A 17,352-nucleotide genomic window follows, 5' to 3' on the forward strand; every position below is an offset into this window, starting at 1 on the left:
CGGGAGCTGTTTTGAAACACTGAGAATCTGAATTGGAGGTTTTCACAATGGCTTTTGTAAAAACCGAGGTGCAGGGCGCTGTCGAGATCATCACCATCGACCGTCCCAAGGCACTGAATGCCCTGAACCCTGAGGTTCTGGCAGACCTGAAGGCAGCTTTTGAGGCTGTCGATCAGGAGACCATCCGCTGCATCGTCCTGACCGGCGAAGGCGACAAGAGCTTCGTTGCAGGCGCTGATATCGGCTCCATGAGCACCATGACCAAGGCAGAGGGCGAGGCCTTCGGCAAGCTGGGCAATGACGTGTTCCTGATGATCGAGAGCTTCCCCATCCCCGTCATTGCAGCCGTCAACGGCTTTGCACTGGGCGGCGGCAATGAGTTGGCCATGAGCTGCGACATCCGCATCTGCTCTGACAACGCCGTGTTCGGTCAGCCCGAAGTTGGTCTGGGCATCACCCCGGGCTTCGGCGGCACCCAGCGTCTGGCACGTCTGGTCGGCATGGGCATGGCAAAGCAGCTGGTCTACTCTGCCCTGAACATCAAGGCAGACGAGGCATACCGCATTGGTCTGGTCAACGCCGTGTATCCGCAGGCTGAACTGATGGAGAACGTGCTGAAGCTGGCCGGCAAGATCGCCAAGAACGCTCCCATTGCAGTGCGCAACTGCAAGAAGGCCATCAACGGTGGCATCAGCCTGCCCATTGAGAAGGCTGTGGAAGTCGAGGAGAAGCTGTTCGGTGCTTGCTTCGAGACCCACGATCAGCAGGAGGGCATGGCCTGCTTCCTGAGCCGTGAGAAACCGAAGCCCAAGGCAGTGTTCACCAACAACTAATCCGTTACATAATTTTTGATATTAAAGGAGAGATTTCCTATGAAGATCGGTGTTATCGGCGCTGGCACTATGGGCCAGGGTATCGCAAAGGCATTTGCACAGGTTGAGGGCAACACCGTTGCTCTGTGCGACATCAAGCAGGAGTGGGCTGAGAACGGCCTGGCAAAGATCAAGAAGGGCTACGAGAAGCTGGTTGCTAAGGGCAAGATCCCCCAGGAAAAGGCTGACACGATCGTTGCAGCCATCACCCCGGGCCTGAAGGAGAATCTGTGCGCAGACTGCGACCTGATCGTTGAGGCTGCTTTTGAGGATATGAAGGTCAAGCAGACCACTTTCGGCGAGCTGGATAAGATCTGCAAGCCCGAGTGCATCTTCGCTTCCAACACTTCCTCCCTGTCCATCACCGAGATCGGCAAGGGCCTGAGCCGTCCTCTGGTCGGTATGCACTTCTTCAACCCCGCTGACCGCATGAAGCTGATCGAGGTCATCGCCGGCTGCAATACCCCCGCCGAGACCGTTGAGAAGATCAAGGAGATCTCCGTGGCCATCGGCAAGAACCCTGTTCAGGTCAACGAGGCTGCAGGCTTTGTGGTCAACCGCATCCTGATCCCCATGATCAACGAGGCTGCCTTCATCAAGATGGAGGGCGTTTCTGATATCGCAGGCATCGATACCGCTATGAAGCTGGGCGCCAACCACCCCATGGGACCCCTGGAGCTGGGCGACTTCATCGGCCTGGATATCTGCCTGGCCATCATGGATGTCCTGTACCATGAGACCGGCGACAGCAAGTATCGCGCCTGCCCGCTGATCCGCAAGATGGTCCGCGGCGGCAACCTGGGCTGCAAGACCGGCAAGGGCTTCTACGTTTACAACGCAGACCGTACCAAGACCCCTGTTGACCAGCTGTAATTTCTGATAAACATTTCTCCCGGCCGTGGGGAAAGCGGTCGGGAGGAATTTGTTTGCAACCGGGTAGGGGGGAACCCTGACCCCGGGAGATAAAAAACACCCGTTAGGAGGATATAGCGATGGATTTTACTCTGTCCAAGCAGCAGCAGATGGTGCAGAAGATGTACCGCGAGTTTGCTGAAAACGAAGTCAAGCCCCTGGCTAAGAAGGTTGATGCAGAAGAGTACTTCCCCAAAGAGACCGTCGAGAAGATGGGCAAGCTGGGCATGATGGGCATTTACTTCCCCACCTCTGTCGGCGGTGCAGGCGGCGATGTGCTGTCCTACGTCATGGCAGTGGAGGAGCTGAGCAAGGTCTGTGGCACCACCGGTGTCATCGTCTCCGCTCACACCAGCCTGTGTGCTGCTCCTATTTATGAGAACGGCACCCCCGAGCAGAAGGCAAAGTATCTGCCCAAGCTCTGCAGCGGCGAGTGGCTGGGTGCTTTCGGCCTGACCGAGCCGGGCGCTGGTACCGATGCACAGGGTCAGCAGACCATTGCCAAGGAAGAGGATGACTGCTGGGTCCTGAATGGCTCCAAGATCTTCATCACCAACGCCGGTTTCGCTGATGTCTTTATCGTCATCGCTGTCACCGACCACGTTCTGGATAAGAAGGGCCGTCCCACCAAGCTGTGCTCTGCCTTCATCGTTGAGCGCACCGATCCGGGCTTCTCCGTCGGTAAGGCTGAGGATAAGATGGGCATCCGTGGTTCTTCCACCTGCGAGCTGATCTTCGAGGATTGCCGTATCCCGAAGGATCGTATGCTGGGCGTGCGCGGCAAGGGCTTCCAGCTGGCCATGGCTACCCTGGATGGCGGCCGTATCGGCATCGCTTCTCAGGCTCTGGGCATTGCCGAGGGCGCTCTGGAGGAGACCGTTGCTTACGTCAAGGAGCGCAAGCAGTTTGGCCGCAGCATCTCCGCATTCCAGAACACCCAGTTCGAGCTGGCTGAGATGAAGGCCCGCGTTGAGGCTGCCAAGTATCTGGTCTACGCTGCCGCTCTGAAGAAGCAGCAGGCCATGGACGGCGCAAAGGTCCGTTACAGCGTGGAGGCTGCTCAGGCTAAGCTGATCGCAGCCCGCACCGCAAGCGATGTGACCCGCCGCTGCCTGCAGCTGTTCGGCGGTTACGGCTACACCCGTGACTACCCCATCGAGCGCATGATGCGTGATGCCAAGATCACTGAGATCTACGAGGGCACCAGCGAAGTGCAGATGATGGTCATTTCCGGCGCTCTGCTGAAGTAAGGGAGGTAAGATTTACAATGAAAGCAATTGTTTGTGTAAAGCAGGTTCCTGATACCTCCGGCAAAGTCGCCGTCAAGGCAGACGGTACTCTGGATCGTGCCTCTATGGCCACCATCACCAACCCCGATGACCTGAACGCTCTGGAGGCTGCTCTGAAGCTCAAGGACGCTACCGGCTGCGAAGTCGTTGTCATCACCATGGGTCCTCCTCCGGCCGAGGGAATGCTGCGTGAGCTGCTGGCCCGCGGTGCGGACAAGGCTGTTCTGGTCTCCGGCCGTGAGTTCGGCGGTTCCGATACCTTTGCAACCAGCCAGATCCTGGCTGCTGCTGTCAATAAGATCGGCGTTGGCCCCGAGGACGTTGTGTTCTGCGGTCGTCAGGCAATCGATGGTGATACCGCACAGGTCGGCCCCCAGATCGCTGAAAAGCTGCATCTGCCCCAGGTTACCTATGTGGCTGACATCCAGAAGGATGGCAACACCCTGACCGTGAAGCGTATGCTGGAAGACGGCTACATGATGGTCAAGGTGCAGACTCCCTGCCTGCTGACCTGCATCAAGGAGCTGAACCAGCCCCGTTACATGAGCGTCAATGGCATCTTCACCTGCTACGACAAGCCCATGGAAGTGTTCGATTACAACGCTCTGAAGGATGATCCGCTGATCGAGGTCGATACCATCGGTCTGAAGGGTTCTCCGACGAACGTCTTTAAGTCCTTCACTCCTCCGCAGAAGGGCGCAGGCACCATGCTGACTGGCGACGACACCGCCGCACAGCTGGCAGGTATCCTGGCCAAGAAGCACCTGATCTGATGAAAGGAGCATAGGATTACAATGGCTGATTTTAACGAGTACAAGGGCGTTTGGGTCTTTTGTGAGCAGCGCCAGGGCAAACTGATGCCCACCGATTTCGAGCTGGTCAGCGAGGCCCGCAAGCTGGCTGATGAGCTGAACTGCGAAGTCACCGGCCTGCTGCTGGGCGATAACGTGGACGGCATTGCCAAGGAGCTGGGCGGCTATGGCGCTGATAAGGTCATGGTCTGCGACAGCCCCCTGCTGAAGGATTACACCACGGACGCATACGCCAAGGTCGTCTGCGACATGGTCAACGAGTACAAGCCCGAGGTCCTGCTGATCGGTGCCACCAACATTGGCCGCGATCTGGGCCCCCGTTGCGCAGCCCGTCTGCACACCGGCCTGACCGCTGATGCTACCCACCTGGATATCGACACTGCAAAGTACATCGACTTCCTGAAGGAGAGCTCCACCATCGACCTGTCCAAGCAGAAGTTCGATATGGAAGACCGCAACCTGAAGATGACCCGTCCCGCATTCGGCGGCCATCTGATGGCTACCATCATCTGCCCCCGCTTCCGTCCTCAGATGTCCACCGTGCGCCCCGGCGTTATGAAGAAGGCTCCCTTCGATCAGGCCAAGGCAGATGCCTGCCAAATCGTGAAGCCCGCTTTCGAGCTGTCCGCTGCCGACATCAAGACCGAGGTCCTGAGCGTCGAGAAGGCTGCTGAGAAGCTGGTCGATCTGATCGGTGCCGATGTCATCGTCTCCGTTGGCCGCGGCATCAGCAAGGATGTCAACAAGGGCATCGAGCTGGCTGAGCAGCTGGCTGCTGCACTGGGCGGCGGCGTTGTGGGTGCTTCCCGTGCCGTTACCGATGCAGGCTGGATGACCGCTGACCATCAGGTCGGTCAGACTGGTAAGACGGTCCACCCCAAGATCTATGTTGCTCTGGGCATTTCCGGTGCCATCCAGCACACCGCTGGTATGCAGGATTCCGAGTGCATCATCGCCGTCAACAAGAACGAGAGCGCACCCATCTTCGGTGTTGCTGACTACGGCATCGTGGGCGATCTGTTCAAGGTCGTTCCCGAGCTGATCAAGCAGATCGAGGCTGCCAAGGCTGCTGAATAAGCACCTGATTTTCCCCGAACCCTGATTGTGATAAGGCCGCCGCGCAGTGGAAACGCTGTGCGGCGGCTTTTTGCGTCTCCGGAAAGTAGCTCCGTTCTATTCCACCTGTTCCCGGAATAAAATGACACCAAGAGCGGACAGGAAAGGAGCGCGTACCATGGAGTTGAAGATCTTTCGGGATGCCCTGCCGGCGGCGGGGACAAACTGTACCCTCAAGGCAGAGCTGCCGCTGGAAACGGAGATCCTGATCTCTGATTATCTGCCACCGGTGTTCAAACTGGTCAAGTGCTTTGTCAGGCCGGTGGTGCTGCAAAAGCGGCTGCAGCCCGGCAAGCTGCAATTGGAGGGATATCTGCGCTGTGTGGTCTATTATCAGGGGGAAGAGGGGGCGGGCTTATGCCAGACTGAGCAGAAGCTCCCCTTTACCAAGCTGCTGGATCTGCCGGAGTTCGTCTTCACGGCATGGGCCGTGCAGGTGGAAGGCCAGACCGAATATCTGAACTGCCGCACCGTCAACCCGCGCCGCATCGAGGTGCGGGGGGCGTATGGGCTGGTGGTATCGGTGCACACGCAGGTCAAAACGGATGTCATCACGGCCTTGTCGGATGGCGGGGTGGAGCAGAAACTGGTCACCCTTTCTGGGGTGCGGCGCGCCGCTGTGCTGGAAAAGTTGGTCACGGTCGAGGGCGAGATCCGCTTTCCCACGCCGCCCGCCGCCGTTTTGGACCTCAGCGGCAATGCCTCTGTCGAAGACCTCAAGCTCCTGAACGGGAAAGCCGTTGCCAAGGGCGTGCTGGTCGTTTCCTGTGCCTGGCGTGCCGAGGGCGACCCGGCACTGCAGAGCCAGAGCGTGAACCTGAACTTCAATCAGGTGCTGGATGTGGACGGCCTGAGCGAGGACTGCCGCTGCCTCTGCGTGGCCGAGCCGGTGGGCTTTACGCTCACGGAGGGAGAAGGGGAGGAACCCAGCCGCCTGACTGCCAACCTGATGCTGCGTCTGCGGGCATGGAGGCCCTACCAGCTGCAGTGCGTGGCGGATGCCTTCTCCACGAAATTTGAGACAGAACAGACCCCGCAGACGGTACAGACGGAATCGCTGGCCTGCACCCTGGATGAGACCGTGACCCTGACCGGCTCCGGCCCTCTGCCGGACGCTGGGGCTAAAATTCTGGCCTGCTTTGCCTCCTTTGGTCCGGCCTTGCTGGCATACAGGGAAAATAACTGGGATCTGACCAGCCGGGTGACTGTGACTGCCTTTGGGGAGAACAGCCTTTCAGAGCTGGAAAGCTACGAAAAGGTGCTGGAGCTTGCCCTGCCGCTGGGGCGGGAGCTGCCCTCGGACGCAGAGCTGATCCCGGAGTGCTGGCTCCGTGCCGAGGATCTGCGCTGTGTCTGCGCAAACGGCACACTGGAGGTCAACCTTTCCGTCAAGGCAGAAGGAGCCATCCTACAGCGGAGCGGAAACACCTGTGTGGGCTCCATCGCGCTGGGAGAGCCGTTGACCCCGGCAGACCCGGAGATCAGCCTGCGCATCTATTATGCACAGGCGGGGGAGGAGCTGTTTGCCATCGCCAGGCGGTTCCATGTCTCCCCGGCCCAGATGCTTGCGGCCAACGACCTTGCAGAGGGCACCACGGCCATTGATGCGCCTCAGAGGCTTCTGGTACCGGGAGCAGGGGGCTGATCCATCCGATTTTGTACTTCACAGAAGAACAATTCAAAGTTAAAGTATGACTTATGAACTAAAAATGAACAAAAAACATCCCGGACCTCTCCCAATTTGAGAAAGGCTCTGCTATAATAATTTTTGTCGTGTAAAAAAGCCTTTTAGATAAAGGAGAAGTTATGATCAAAAATATCGAGTTGGAGAAGGGTGCATACCAGTTTGATGCCAAGATGCCCCTTCGCCAGGCCATCCCGCTGGGCCTGCAGCATGTATTTGCCATGTTCGTGGGCAACCTGACCCCGCTTCTTATCATCACCAGTGCCTGCGGCCTTGCAGGCGGTGAGTTTGCTGACCTGCAGGTCAGCCTGCTGCAGAACGCCATGTTCGTGGCCGGTGTGGTCACGCTGGTGCAGCTGTTCTCCATCGGCCCTGTGGGCGGTCAGGTTCCCATCATCATGGGTACCAGCTCCGGCTTCCTGGGCGTGTTCAACAGTGTGGCTGCTTCCATGGGCGGCGGCGTGCTGGCCTACGGTGCCATCATGGGCGCTTCCATTCTGGGCGGCCTGTTTGAGACTGTGCTGGGCTTCTTCCTCAAGCCCCTGCGCAAGTTCTTCCCCACGGTGGTCACCGGCACGGTGGTGCTGTCCATCGGTCTGTCCCTGATCTCCGTGGGTGTCAACTCCTTTGGCGGCGGCAACGCAGCCAACGACTTCGGTTCCGCGGAAAACCTGCTGCTGGCCGTGTTCGTGCTGGTGGTGATCCTGTTCTTCAAGCATTGGACCACGGGCTTCCTGAGTTCTTCCTCCATCCTCATCGGCATTGTGGCGGGATATCTGGCAGCCTTTATCATGGGCTTTGTCCTGCCTACCACTGGTGTCACTGCCGAGGGTGTGGAGTTCACCAAGGCATGGGTGCTGAACTGGAGCAAGGTGGCACAGGCTGACTGGTTTGCCATCCCCAAGCTGGTTCCCGTCAAGATCGTTTTTGATATGCGCGCCATCCTGCCCGTGCTGATCATGTTCATCGTCACCGCTGTGGAGACCGTGGGCGATATCTCCGGCGTGATGGAGGGCGGCATGAGCCGTGAGGCCACCGATAAGGAGTTGTCCGGCGGTGTTATCTGTGACGGCCTGGGCTCTTCCTTTGCCGCCTGCTTCGGCGTTCTGCCCAACACCTCCTTCAGTCAGAACGTGGGTCTGGTTTCCATGACCAAGGTCGTCAACCGCGGTGCACTGGCTACCGGTGCCATCTTCCTGATCCTCTGCGGCCTGATCCCCAAGCTGGGCGCACTGGTCTCCATCATGCCGCAGGCCGTTCTGGGCGGTGCTGCCGTGATGATGTTCTCTTCCATCGTGGTGTCCGGCATCCAGCTCATTACCAAGGAAAAGATGACCCCGCGCACCCTGACCATCGTTTCCGTTGCACTGGGCGTGGGTTACGGCATGGGTGCAAATGCCAGCATCCTGGCACACACCCCCCAGTTCTTCCAGCTGATCTGCGGCGAGAGCGGCATCGTGCCCGCAGCCTTTGTGGCCATTGTGCTGAACGTGCTGCTGCCCAAGGACGATAAGGCCGAATAAACCTCTCAGTCACCTTCGGTGACGCACCATTGCGCTGCAATGGCGGAGAGCTCCTCCAGAGCTTCCGGCGTATCTGCATCCAGCAGTTCTTCCCGCCGCTGGGCGTAAACGATCTGTACCTGCTCAAGGTGAGCCTTGAGCACAACACTGCCGCCCTTGCCCTCTGGCAGGGTGCGCAGAGCGGGAAAATATCCGCATCCAAACAGAACGGGACTTCCGACAACGGTGTCCGGGCCATGTGCGGCCCGGGCTCCCAGCCGGAAGATCGCCCGCTCTGTTTCTTTTTGTGTCAGGGCAAAAGCAGTGATCAGCGCTTCCAGGGTCTCCCGCTGCAGCAGGGGCTGATCTCCGGGCAGGAAGATGCAGCCTGCAAGGTTGGGGCATTGCTCCAGCAGCGCCTCCAGCCCCAGCCGAACAGTGTCGTTCCGGCCCGGCAGGCTGTGGAGCAGGCAGGAAACGGCCTGTGCGTCACACAGGGCCTTTACCTCGGCAGAGCGGGTCACGACCACCCGGGCGGCAAGGGCGGGGGTGGCGGTGACCTCCAGCGCCCGGCAGAGCAGGGGGCGGCCCCCGAAATCGGCCAGCAGCTTGTTGGAGCCGAACCGCCGGGCCAGCCCCGATGCCATGATGACGCACCCCACCGAAGGGCGGGCGTTTTTTCTGCACAACTCTGCCATAAAATCATTCCTCCTGAACCTACCGGATCTGCGGCAGTCTTTCCAGTGGCATTATAAGGGATTTTGTGATAAAATAAAAGTAGCAATCGAAAAAAGAGAGGTACTGCGTATGATGACGATCCGGGAATACAAACGGGCCGAAAGCCTCGAGGAAGCCTGGCAGCTCAACCAGAAGCGAAACAATCGGGTCATCGGCGGCATGATCTGGCTCAAGATGGAGAACATCAATGTCGGCACCGCCATCGACCTGTCGGGCCTTGGGCTGGACAAAATTGAGGAAACGGCCGAGGGCTTTTCCATCGGGGCCATGGTGCCCCTGCGGCAGATCGAGCTCCACGAGGGGCTCAATGCCTACACGGACGGCGCTGTGCGGGAATCTGTGCGCCACATTGTGGGTGTGCAGCTGCGCAACCTTGCCACCGTGGGCGGCAGCATTTACAGCCGTTTTGGCTTTTCCGATGTTCTGACCATGTTCCTGGCCCTGAACGCTTCGGTGGAGCTCTACAAGGGCGGCATCGTGCCGCTTTCGGAGTATGCTCAGCGCCCGTACGACAGGGATATCCTGGTGCGGGTCATCGTGCCGAAAGAGCAGGCAGCATTCTGCTATCAGTCGGTGCGCAACAGCCAGACGGATTTCCCGGTGCTGACCTGTGCCGCCGCGAAAACGGCCGGGGGCTTCCGGGTCGCCATTGGTGCCCGGCCCGGCAAGGCAGTGCTGTATACCCTGCAGCCCAATGCCGTCGAAACGCCGGAGCTGACCGCCGCCCGCTTTGCCGCTGAGGTGCGGGCAAACATCCGGACGGAGAGCAACATGCGCGGCAGTGCGGAATACCGCAATCATCTGGCCGGGGTGCTGGTCAAGCGCGCTGTGCTGAAATTGGAAGGGAACAGGTGAGACAAGATGCAGGTGAATATTATTCTGAACGGAACCAAAGTCACGGCAGAGGCCGCACCGGACACCCTGCTCATCGATTTTGTCCGCGCACACGGCTGTTACAGTGTCAAGCGCGGCTGTGAGACCTCCAACTGCGGCCTGTGCACCGTCTTTCTGGACGATGTGCCGGTGCTGTCCTGCTCTGTGCTGGCAGCCCGTGCCGACGGCCACAGGGTGACCACGCTGGAGGGCCTGCAGGAGGAGGCTGCTGAGTTCGGTGCTTTTATCGCCGATCAGGGTGCGGAGCAGTGCGGCTTCTGCAATCCGGGCTTTATTATGAACGCCCTCGCCCTCTTCCGGGAAAAGGAATACCCCACTGAGGAGGAGATCAAGGAATATCTTGCGGGCAACCTCTGCCGCTGCTCCGGCTACGAGGGCCAGCTGCGGGGCATCCAGAATTTCCTCGCCTGGAAGAAAGCAAAACAGGAGGGTGCCGAATGAAAAACGTCAACAAAGCATTCCGCAAAAAGGATGCCATGCAGCTTGTGACCGGCAAGCCCGTTTACATGGATGATCTGGCCCCGGCAGACTGCCTGATCGTTAAGCTGTACCGTTCGCCCCATGCCAACGCCATGGTGGAGCGCATCGACACGTCCGTGGCCAAAAAGGTGCCCGGCATCGAGGCCATCTTCACCTGGGAGGATGTGGACCAGAACGCCCGCCGCTACACGCAGGCCGGCCAGACCTACCCCGAAGCCAGCCCCTACGACCGCCTGGTCATCGACCGCCACGTCCGCTTTGTAGGGGACGTGGTGGCCATTGTGGTGGGCAAGGATGAGAAGTGTGTCGAGAAGGCCATGAAGCTCATCAAGGTGGAGTATCAGGTGCTGGAGCCGGTGCTGGATTTCCACACTGCGAAGGACAACCCCATCCTTGTCCACCCGGAGGACAACTGGGAGAGCCTGAGCCCCGTGGGTGCCGATAACAAGCGCAACCTCTGTGCCCACGATGCGTGCGGCGACGGCGACATCGATGCCGTGCTGGCAAAGTGCGATGTTGTCATCGACCGTGTCTACCACACCAAGGCCTGTCAGCAGGCCATGATGGAGACCTTCCGCACTTGCTGCTGGATGGACCTGTACGGGCGGCTGAACATCCTCAGCTCGACCCAGATCGTGTTCCATACCCGCCGCAATGTGGCAAACGCCCTGCACATCCCCAAATCCATGATCCGCGTCATCAAGCCCCGCATCGGCGGCGGCTTTGGTGCCAAGCAGACGGCGGTCTCGGCCATCTATCCGGCCTTTGTTACCTGGAAGACCAAGAAGCCCTGCAAGCTGGTCTTCACCCGCGAAGAGAGCCAGACCGCATCTTCGCCCCGCCACGAGATGGAGATGCACGTCCGTCTGGGTGCCACCAAGGACGGCATTGTGAAGGGCATCGACCTCTACACCCTGTCCAACACCGGTGCCTACGGCGAGCACGGCCCCACAACAGTGGGCCTTTCCGGCCACAAGTCCATCCCGCTGTACGGCAAGGCTGAGGCCTTCCGTTTTGTCAGCGATGTGGTCTACACCAACCACATGTCTGCCGGTGCGTACCGCGGCTATGGTGCGACCCAGGGCCTGTTTGCGGTGGAATCTGCTGTCAACGAGCTGGCCGCCAGACTTCACATGGACCCCTTCAAGATCCGCGAAATGAACATCGTCAAAGAGGGCGATGTGATGCCTGCCTATTACGGCGCTGTGAATACCAGCTGCGCGCTGGACCGCTGCCTGAAAAAAGTCCACGAGATGATCGACTGGGACAACAAGTACCCTGTGCGCGACCTTGGCAATGGCAAGGTGCGCGCCGTGGGTATGGGCATGGCCATGCAGGGCTCCGGCATTTCCGGCATGGATGTGGGCAGTGCAACCCTCAAGGTAAACGATGACGGGTTCTACTCCCTCATCATCGGCGCTGCTGATATGGGCACCGGCTGTGACACCACGCTGGCTCAGATCGCCGCGGAGGTGCTGGACTGTGACCTGGACAATATCACCGTCTTTGGCGCGGATACCGACACCTCGCCCTATGACTCCGGCTCCTACGCTTCCTCTACCACCTATGTCACCGGCAAGGCAGTGGAGAAGTGCGCCCTCCGGCTGCGCGGCCAGATCTGCAAGCTGGGCGCGGAGCTGCTCCAGACGACCGAAGAGGCTGTGGATTTTGACGGCAAGTTCGTATCCCTGAACGCAGACCAGGAAAAGAAGGTCTCTCTCTCCGAGGTGGCCTTCGCCTCCCAGTTCGGCCACATGGTGCCGCTGGAGATCACCGAGACCCACACCTCGCCCCTTTCGCCCCCGCCCTACATGGTCGGCGCGGCTGAAATTGAGCTGGACAAGGAGACCGGTGAGGTCAAGGTGGTGGATTATGCCGCCTGCGTGGACTGCGGCACCCCCATCAACCCCAACCTGACCCGTGTCCAGACTGAGGGCGGCATCCTGCAGGGCATCGGCATGGCCCTGACCGAGAACATCACCTACGATGCCAAGGGCTGGCCGATGGAGAACTCCTTTATGCAGTATAAGATCCCCGCCCGTGTGGACATCGGCCACATCCGGGTGGAGTTTGAGAGCAGCTACGAGCCCAACGGCCCGTTTGGTGCAAAATCCATCGGTGAGGTGGTCATCAACACCCCGCTGCCCGCCATCGCGGATGCCATCTACAATGCCATCGGCACCCGCTTCTATGAGCTGCCCATCACCCCGGAGCAGGTCGCCATGGCGGTGGAAGAAAACCGCTGATGCTTTCGGAAAAACAGTTTCCGTTTCTGGCTGAAAAGGGCCATGTGGTCTCGCTGGTGGGCGGCGGCGGAAAAACCACCCTGCTCTATGCCTTTGCCCGGCATTGTGCCGCCAAAGGCTGGCGGGTGCTGGTGAGCACCACCACGCACATCCGACAGCCGGGGGAGAATTATGCCGTAGATGAAGCTGCTCTTGCGTCCCTCTGGGCGGCAGGGCAATATGCCGTGGCCGGTGTCCCGGCAGAGCAGAGCAAGCTGACCGCCCTGCCGCCGGAGCAGCTGACCCGCTGGATGGCACAGGCGGATATTGTTCTTTTGGAAGCGGACGGTGCAAAACGGATGCCCTGCAAAGCCCCGGCGGCCCATGAACCGGTGCTGCTGCCGGAAAGCGATATCGTGCTGGCCGTGGCCGGGTTGTCCGCGCTGGGCAGACCTTTGCGGGAGGTCTGCTTCCGGCTGGAGCAGGCCTGCGCCCTGCTGGGCGCTGCCCCCGAAACGCTTCTGACCCCGGAGCTGCTGGCAAGGCTGCTGGCCAGTGAGCAGGGGGGACGAAAACTGGTGGGGAACCGCCGCTTTTCTGTGGTGCTCAATCAGGCGGATGACCCCGCCCGCATTGCTGCCGGAGAACAGATCCTCGCGCTCCTGCGCGAAAAATATGAGGTGCAGGGCATGTTGACTTATTTTGATGAAAGGGAGCGTGCATGAAATGGCAGAACAGGGCCCCATTGTCTTCTGCACCGGCGGCGGATGCACCGCAAAGCTGGGTGCCGGGGTACTGAGCCGCATTCTGGAAAAGCTGCCCCGGGGCGAAAAAGACCCCGACCTTCTGGTTGGCTACGACAGCCGGGACGATGCTGCCGTCTATCGCATCACCGAGGACATTGCTCTGGTGCAGACGGTGGATTTCTTCCCGCCGATGGTCGATGACCCCTATACCTTCGGGCAGATCGCCGCGGCCAATGCCCTGAGCGATGTCTACGCCATGGGCGGTGAGGTCAAAACGGCACTGAATCTTGTCTGCTTCTCCGAGAGCATGGATCTGAACGTGCTGGGGGAGATTCTGCGCGGCGGTGCCGAAAAGGTGGCCGAAGCCGGGGGCACGCTGGCGGGTGGGCACTCCATTGCCGATACCGGCGTGAAGTACGGCCTGTCGGTGACCGGTCTGGTAGACCCGCACCGCCTGACGGCCAACGATACCGGCCGCCCGGGTGACAAGCTCCTTCTGACCAAGGCGCTTGGCGTGGGGCTGATCTGCACCGCCAACCGGGTGGGCGAAGCCGCTCCGGAGCAGATGGAAGCAGCAGTCCGTTCCATGACCACCCTGAACAAAACGGCGGCAGAGATCGCACGCAGGTACAAGGTGCACGCCGCCACGGATGTGACCGGGTTCAGCTTTCTGGGCCATCTGCACGAGATGATGGGAGAGAAGCTCTCCTGTGTCATCGATGCCCATGCGGTGCCGGTGCTGCCCGGTGCGTGGGAGGCCGCAGATGCCTGCCTGTACACCGCAGCCGGTCAGCGCAACCGCAACCACACCGGGCCCTTTGTCCGGTTTGAGAAAGTGCCCTTCCCGATGGAAGAGATCCTGTTTGATCCCCAGACCTCCGGCGGCCTGCTGTTTGCCGTGGCCCCGCAGGATGCCGCTGCCCTGGAAGCAGAGCTGCAGGCGGCGGGTCTGCCCGCAAAGATCGTGGGCACCATTGGGGAAAAGCAGACACCGGAGATCACAGTAACATACGCATGAGGGAGGAACAACCGATGATCAAGATCAATGCCCGCGGAGATGCCTGTCCGCTGCCCGTGGTCAAGGCCAAAAAGGCCATTGCAGAGCTGCGCGGCCCCGGCGAGGTGGAAGTGCTGGTGGACAATGAGATCGCTGTCCAGAACCTGACCAAGATGGCCCAGCAGAAGGGCTATCTGTCCAGCTCCGAAAAACTGGCCGAGCAGGAATACCGTGTTCGCTTTACCATCAAGGAAACGCCCGTTGCGGATACCGCTGTGCCGGGCAAGGTGAAACAGCAGTCAGAAGCGGAAACCTGCATCCCGGATGCCCGCACCGATACAGTGGTGGTCATCGCGTCCGACAAGATGGGGGAAGGGGCCGAGGAGTTGGGCAAGACCCTGCTCAAGGCCTTCGTGTTCTCCCTGACCCAGCAGGACAAGCTGCCCAAGACGATCCTCTTCTACAACGGCGGCGCATCCCTGACCTGTGAGGGCTCGCCCATGCTGGAAGACCTGAAGGCACTGGAAGCTGAGGGCGTGGAGATTCTGACCTGCGGCACCTGCCTGAACTTCTACGGCATAACGGAGAAGCTGGCCGTGGGCGGCGTGACCAATATGTATGTCATCGCTGAAAAGATGCTGAACGCCGGGAACGTGGTCAAGCCGTGATCTACCTTGATAACGCCGCAACCACCTTGTACAAGCCCCCGGAAGTGGGGCAGGCGATGCTGGATGCGTTGCAGACAGCGGGCAACCCGGGCCGTGGAGCCCATGCGCCCACCCTGCACGCCTCCCGCATCGTCTACGAGACCCGGGAAGCGCTGGCTCGGCTCTTCCACGCCGAAGGCCCGGCCTGCATCGCCTTTGCATCCAATGCGACCCAGGCACTGAACACGGCCATCAACGGGCTCTTTGGCCCGGGGGATCATGTCATCACCACGGTCTGTGAGCACAATTCCGTCCTGCGGCCTCTCTACCGCCTCCAAAGGCAGGGGGTTGAGGTGAGTTTTGTGGATGTGGACGCAAACGGTGTGCTCTGCTATGCGCAGTTTGAGCAGCTGCTCCGTCCCAACACCAGGGGAGTGGTTGTGACCGGTGCTTCCAATGTCACCGGCAACCGCACGGACCTGGCGTTCGTATCCGCTTTTGCAAAAAAGCACGGCCTGTTGTTTCTCGTGGATGCCGCCCAGACAGCGGGTGCCATGCCAATGGATGTGCAGGCGCTGGGGATCGATGTGCTCTGCTTTACCGGGCACAAGGCGCTGCTGGGCCCGCAGGGCACCGGCGGGCTGTATGTCCGGCCCGGGCTGCAGGTTGCCCCCCTTGTGGTGGGCGGCAGCGGAGTCCACAGCTTTGATGAACGCCACCCCGTCGAAATGCCCACCGCTCTGGAAGCCGGGACGCTGAATGTGCCGGGGATCGCCGGGCTGGGGGCCGGGGTGCGCTGGCTCCTGACGCAGGGCGTGGAAGCGCTGGAAGCAAAAGAAAATGCGCTTGCATGCCTGTTTTATGAAACTGTCCGGGAAATTCCCGGTGTGCGGCTCTATGGTGACTTCACTGCGCCGCGTGCGCCCATCGTCTCGCTGAACCTGATGGGCGAGGATTCCGCCCGGGTGGCAGATGCGCTCTGGGAGGAGTACGGCATCTGTGTGCGGGCCGGTGCGCACTGTGCTCCACTGATGCACAAGGCGCTGGGCACCGTGGAGCAGGGCGTGGTGCGGTTCAGCTTCTCCCACACCAACACCCGGGAGGAGGCGCTTGCCGCTGCCCGTGCGGTGCGCAGCCTGGCGGAGGAATAAATAATGCGTGCAAAGAGACCCTATATCGTGTTATCCTTCCGCACCACAGTGGAAGCAATGGCATGGGAAAAACACTGCGAAGCGGAACACATCCCCGGGCGGCTTATTCCGCTGCCCCGGGAGCTCTCTGCCGGGTGCGGCCTTGCGTGGCGGATGCCGCCCGAGGACTGGCCGCTGTGGCAGAGCCGCATCGACCCCGCCGCCTATGATGCCGCAGCGGTGGTAGAACAATAACAAATAAAGGAGAATTGGATGGGAAACCGTTCTTTTTTCAATGCACTCCATGACCGGGAGGGGGATTTTCTGCTGGCCACGGTGCTGGAAGGCCGGGCGCAGGGGGAACGTGTCCTGCTGCGGAACACAGCACCGGTCTGGCCGGAGGAGCTGCCTGCGTTCTGGGGGGAGCATCTGCCTGCCTTGGCCGCTGTGACCTCCAGTGGAATTCTGAAATCAGCCGGACAGCGCATCTTTGTGGAGCGCTTTGGCGCAGCCCCGCAGCTTGTGGTCTGCGGCGGCGGCCATGTGGGCGCGTCGGTGGTGCGGCTGGCAAAGCTGCTGGGCCTGCCGGTCACAGCGCTGGAGGACCGCCCCGAGTTTGCGGAGGAGCTGCGTCAGGTCGGGGCCGATGCTGTGCTCTGCCTGCCCTTTGCAGAGGGCCTTGCACAGATCCCCGGCGGGCAGGAGACATACTTTGTGGTCGTGACCCGCGCCCACAGCTGTGATATCGCCTGCCTGCGTTCTATTCTGCAAAAGCCCGCCGCCTATGTGGGCATGATGGGCAGCCGGAAGCGCGCGGCTCTGGTGCACACACAACTGGCCGAGCTGGGGCTGCCGCAAGAGCGCATTGATGCCCTGCACGCGCCCATTGGGCTTTCCATTGGCGCAAAAACCGCACAGGAGATCGCACTTTCTATTCTTGCGGAGATCGTCTCTGTTAAAAACAGCCGCCAGCAGACCGAGGGCTTTTCCCCGGTGCTGCTGGCTGCGCTGGAACAGCAGACCGCTCCGGCGGTGCTGGCGACCATCGTAGGCCGCCATGGCTCTACGCCACGGGAGGAAGGCTCCAAGATGTTGGTCCTGCCCGATGGCTCTGCCGTGGGCAGTGTGGGCGGCGGCATCATGGAGTACCGCACCCAGCAGCTGGCGCGGGAATTGCTGGAGCCAGGGGCTGCCCCGTGCAGGCTGGCCGCCTTTACCACAGAGGGGGCTAGCGATGCCGCTGCTATTGCAGCCTGCGGCGGCTCCATGGAAGTCTTTTTGCAGCGTCTGGAACCGGAGGAATGAGCC

General features: G+C 60.5%; 17 protein-coding genes. 16 read left to right on the forward strand and 1 reads right to left on the reverse strand.

The window, feature by feature from the left end; genetic code table 11:
* Positions 1-47: 47 nt before the first annotated feature.
* The 7 genes from MTP42_RS06580 to MTP42_RS06610 all read left to right on the forward strand — a co-directional run bounded on the left by MTP42_RS06580 (position 48) and on the right by MTP42_RS06610 (position 8,208).
* A complete protein-coding gene (locus MTP42_RS06580) occupies positions 48-833 on the forward strand; it encodes an enoyl-CoA hydratase-related protein (RefSeq protein ID WP_098922489.1) in 786 nt (261 codons plus the stop codon).
* Between the two features lie 39 nt (positions 834-872).
* A complete protein-coding gene (locus tag MTP42_RS06585) occupies positions 873-1,745 on the forward strand; it encodes a 3-hydroxyacyl-CoA dehydrogenase family protein (protein ID WP_249258233.1) in 873 nt (290 codons plus the stop codon).
* A gap of 119 nt (positions 1,746-1,864) precedes the next feature.
* Positions 1,865-3,034: an acyl-CoA dehydrogenase gene (locus tag MTP42_RS06590; protein WP_154276263.1), complete on the forward strand. Its 1,170-nt coding sequence runs from the start codon at positions 1,865-1,867 to the stop codon at positions 3,032-3,034.
* 17 nt (positions 3,035-3,051) lie between these two features.
* Positions 3,052-3,846, forward strand: coding sequence for an acryloyl-CoA reductase electron transfer subunit gamma (gene acrB / locus MTP42_RS06595; RefSeq protein ID WP_005932750.1), 795 nt, complete (start codon positions 3,052-3,054; stop codon positions 3,844-3,846).
* 21 nt (positions 3,847-3,867) lie between these two features.
* Positions 3,868-4,962 (forward strand): acryloyl-CoA reductase electron transfer subunit beta, encoded by a 1,095-nt coding sequence (acrA, locus tag MTP42_RS06600; RefSeq protein WP_005932752.1) that lies wholly within the window; start codon positions 3,868-3,870, stop codon positions 4,960-4,962.
* 157 nt (positions 4,963-5,119) lie between these two features.
* Complete coding sequence (locus MTP42_RS06605; RefSeq protein WP_249258234.1) at positions 5,120-6,646, forward strand: DUF3794 and LysM peptidoglycan-binding domain-containing protein; 1,527 nt, start codon at positions 5,120-5,122, stop codon at positions 6,644-6,646.
* Positions 6,647-6,807: 161 nt separating this feature from the next.
* Positions 6,808-8,208, forward strand: a complete 1,401-nt coding sequence (locus MTP42_RS06610) for a uracil-xanthine permease family protein (protein ID WP_249258235.1) — start codon at positions 6,808-6,810, stop codon at positions 8,206-8,208.
* A 5-nt stretch (positions 8,209-8,213) separates the two neighbouring features.
* On the opposite strand, the gene MTP42_RS06615 is transcribed toward MTP42_RS06610, so the two are convergent.
* Positions 8,214-8,885 carry a nucleotidyltransferase family protein gene (locus MTP42_RS06615; RefSeq protein WP_249258236.1) on the reverse strand — a complete coding sequence of 224 codons (672 nt, stop codon included), beginning with the start codon at positions 8,883-8,885 and terminating at the stop codon, positions 8,214-8,216.
* Between the two features lie 109 nt (positions 8,886-8,994).
* Between MTP42_RS06615 and MTP42_RS06620 the strand changes: the two genes are divergently transcribed.
* From MTP42_RS06620 to MTP42_RS06660, 9 genes are read left to right on the forward strand one after another with little or no spacing between them, the layout of a single operon-like run.
* A complete protein-coding gene (locus MTP42_RS06620) occupies positions 8,995-9,780 on the forward strand; it encodes an FAD binding domain-containing protein (protein WP_215695362.1) in 786 nt (261 codons plus the stop codon).
* A 6-nt stretch (positions 9,781-9,786) separates the two neighbouring features.
* Positions 9,787-10,260, forward strand: coding sequence for a (2Fe-2S)-binding protein (locus MTP42_RS06625; protein ID WP_005932760.1), 474 nt, complete (start codon positions 9,787-9,789; stop codon positions 10,258-10,260).
* Positions 10,257-12,545 carry a xanthine dehydrogenase family protein molybdopterin-binding subunit gene (locus tag MTP42_RS06630; RefSeq protein WP_249258237.1) on the forward strand — a complete coding sequence of 763 codons (2,289 nt, stop codon included), beginning with the start codon at positions 10,257-10,259 and terminating at the stop codon, positions 12,543-12,545. Before MTP42_RS06625 ends, MTP42_RS06630 begins: the two co-directional genes overlap by 4 nt.
* Positions 12,545-13,249 (forward strand): selenium cofactor biosynthesis protein YqeC, encoded by a 705-nt coding sequence (gene yqeC / locus MTP42_RS06635; RefSeq protein ID WP_249258238.1) that lies wholly within the window; start codon positions 12,545-12,547, stop codon positions 13,247-13,249. Before MTP42_RS06630 ends, yqeC begins: the two co-directional genes overlap by 1 nt.
* A gap of 1 nt (position 13,250) precedes the next feature.
* A complete protein-coding gene (gene selD, locus MTP42_RS06640) occupies positions 13,251-14,288 on the forward strand; it encodes a selenide, water dikinase SelD (RefSeq protein WP_249258239.1) in 1,038 nt (345 codons plus the stop codon).
* Between the two features lie 14 nt (positions 14,289-14,302).
* Positions 14,303-14,935, forward strand: a complete 633-nt coding sequence (yedF, locus tag MTP42_RS06645; RefSeq protein WP_249258240.1) for a sulfurtransferase-like selenium metabolism protein YedF — start codon at positions 14,303-14,305, stop codon at positions 14,933-14,935.
* Positions 14,932-16,065 carry an aminotransferase class V-fold PLP-dependent enzyme gene (locus MTP42_RS06650; RefSeq protein WP_249258241.1) on the forward strand — a complete coding sequence of 378 codons (1,134 nt, stop codon included), beginning with the start codon at positions 14,932-14,934 and terminating at the stop codon, positions 16,063-16,065. Before yedF ends, MTP42_RS06650 begins: the two co-directional genes overlap by 4 nt.
* A gap of 3 nt (positions 16,066-16,068) precedes the next feature.
* Positions 16,069-16,299: a DUF3343 domain-containing protein gene (locus MTP42_RS06655; protein WP_097771062.1), complete on the forward strand. Its 231-nt coding sequence runs from the start codon at positions 16,069-16,071 to the stop codon at positions 16,297-16,299.
* 18 nt (positions 16,300-16,317) lie between these two features.
* Positions 16,318-17,349, forward strand: a complete 1,032-nt coding sequence (locus MTP42_RS06660; RefSeq protein ID WP_242700786.1) for an XdhC family protein — start codon at positions 16,318-16,320, stop codon at positions 17,347-17,349.
* Positions 17,350-17,352 lie beyond the last annotated feature (3 nt).

It is taken from the genome of Faecalibacterium sp. I2-3-92 (assembly GCF_023347315.1).
Taxonomy (GTDB): Bacteria; Bacillota; Clostridia; order Oscillospirales; family Ruminococcaceae; genus Faecalibacterium; species Faecalibacterium duncaniae.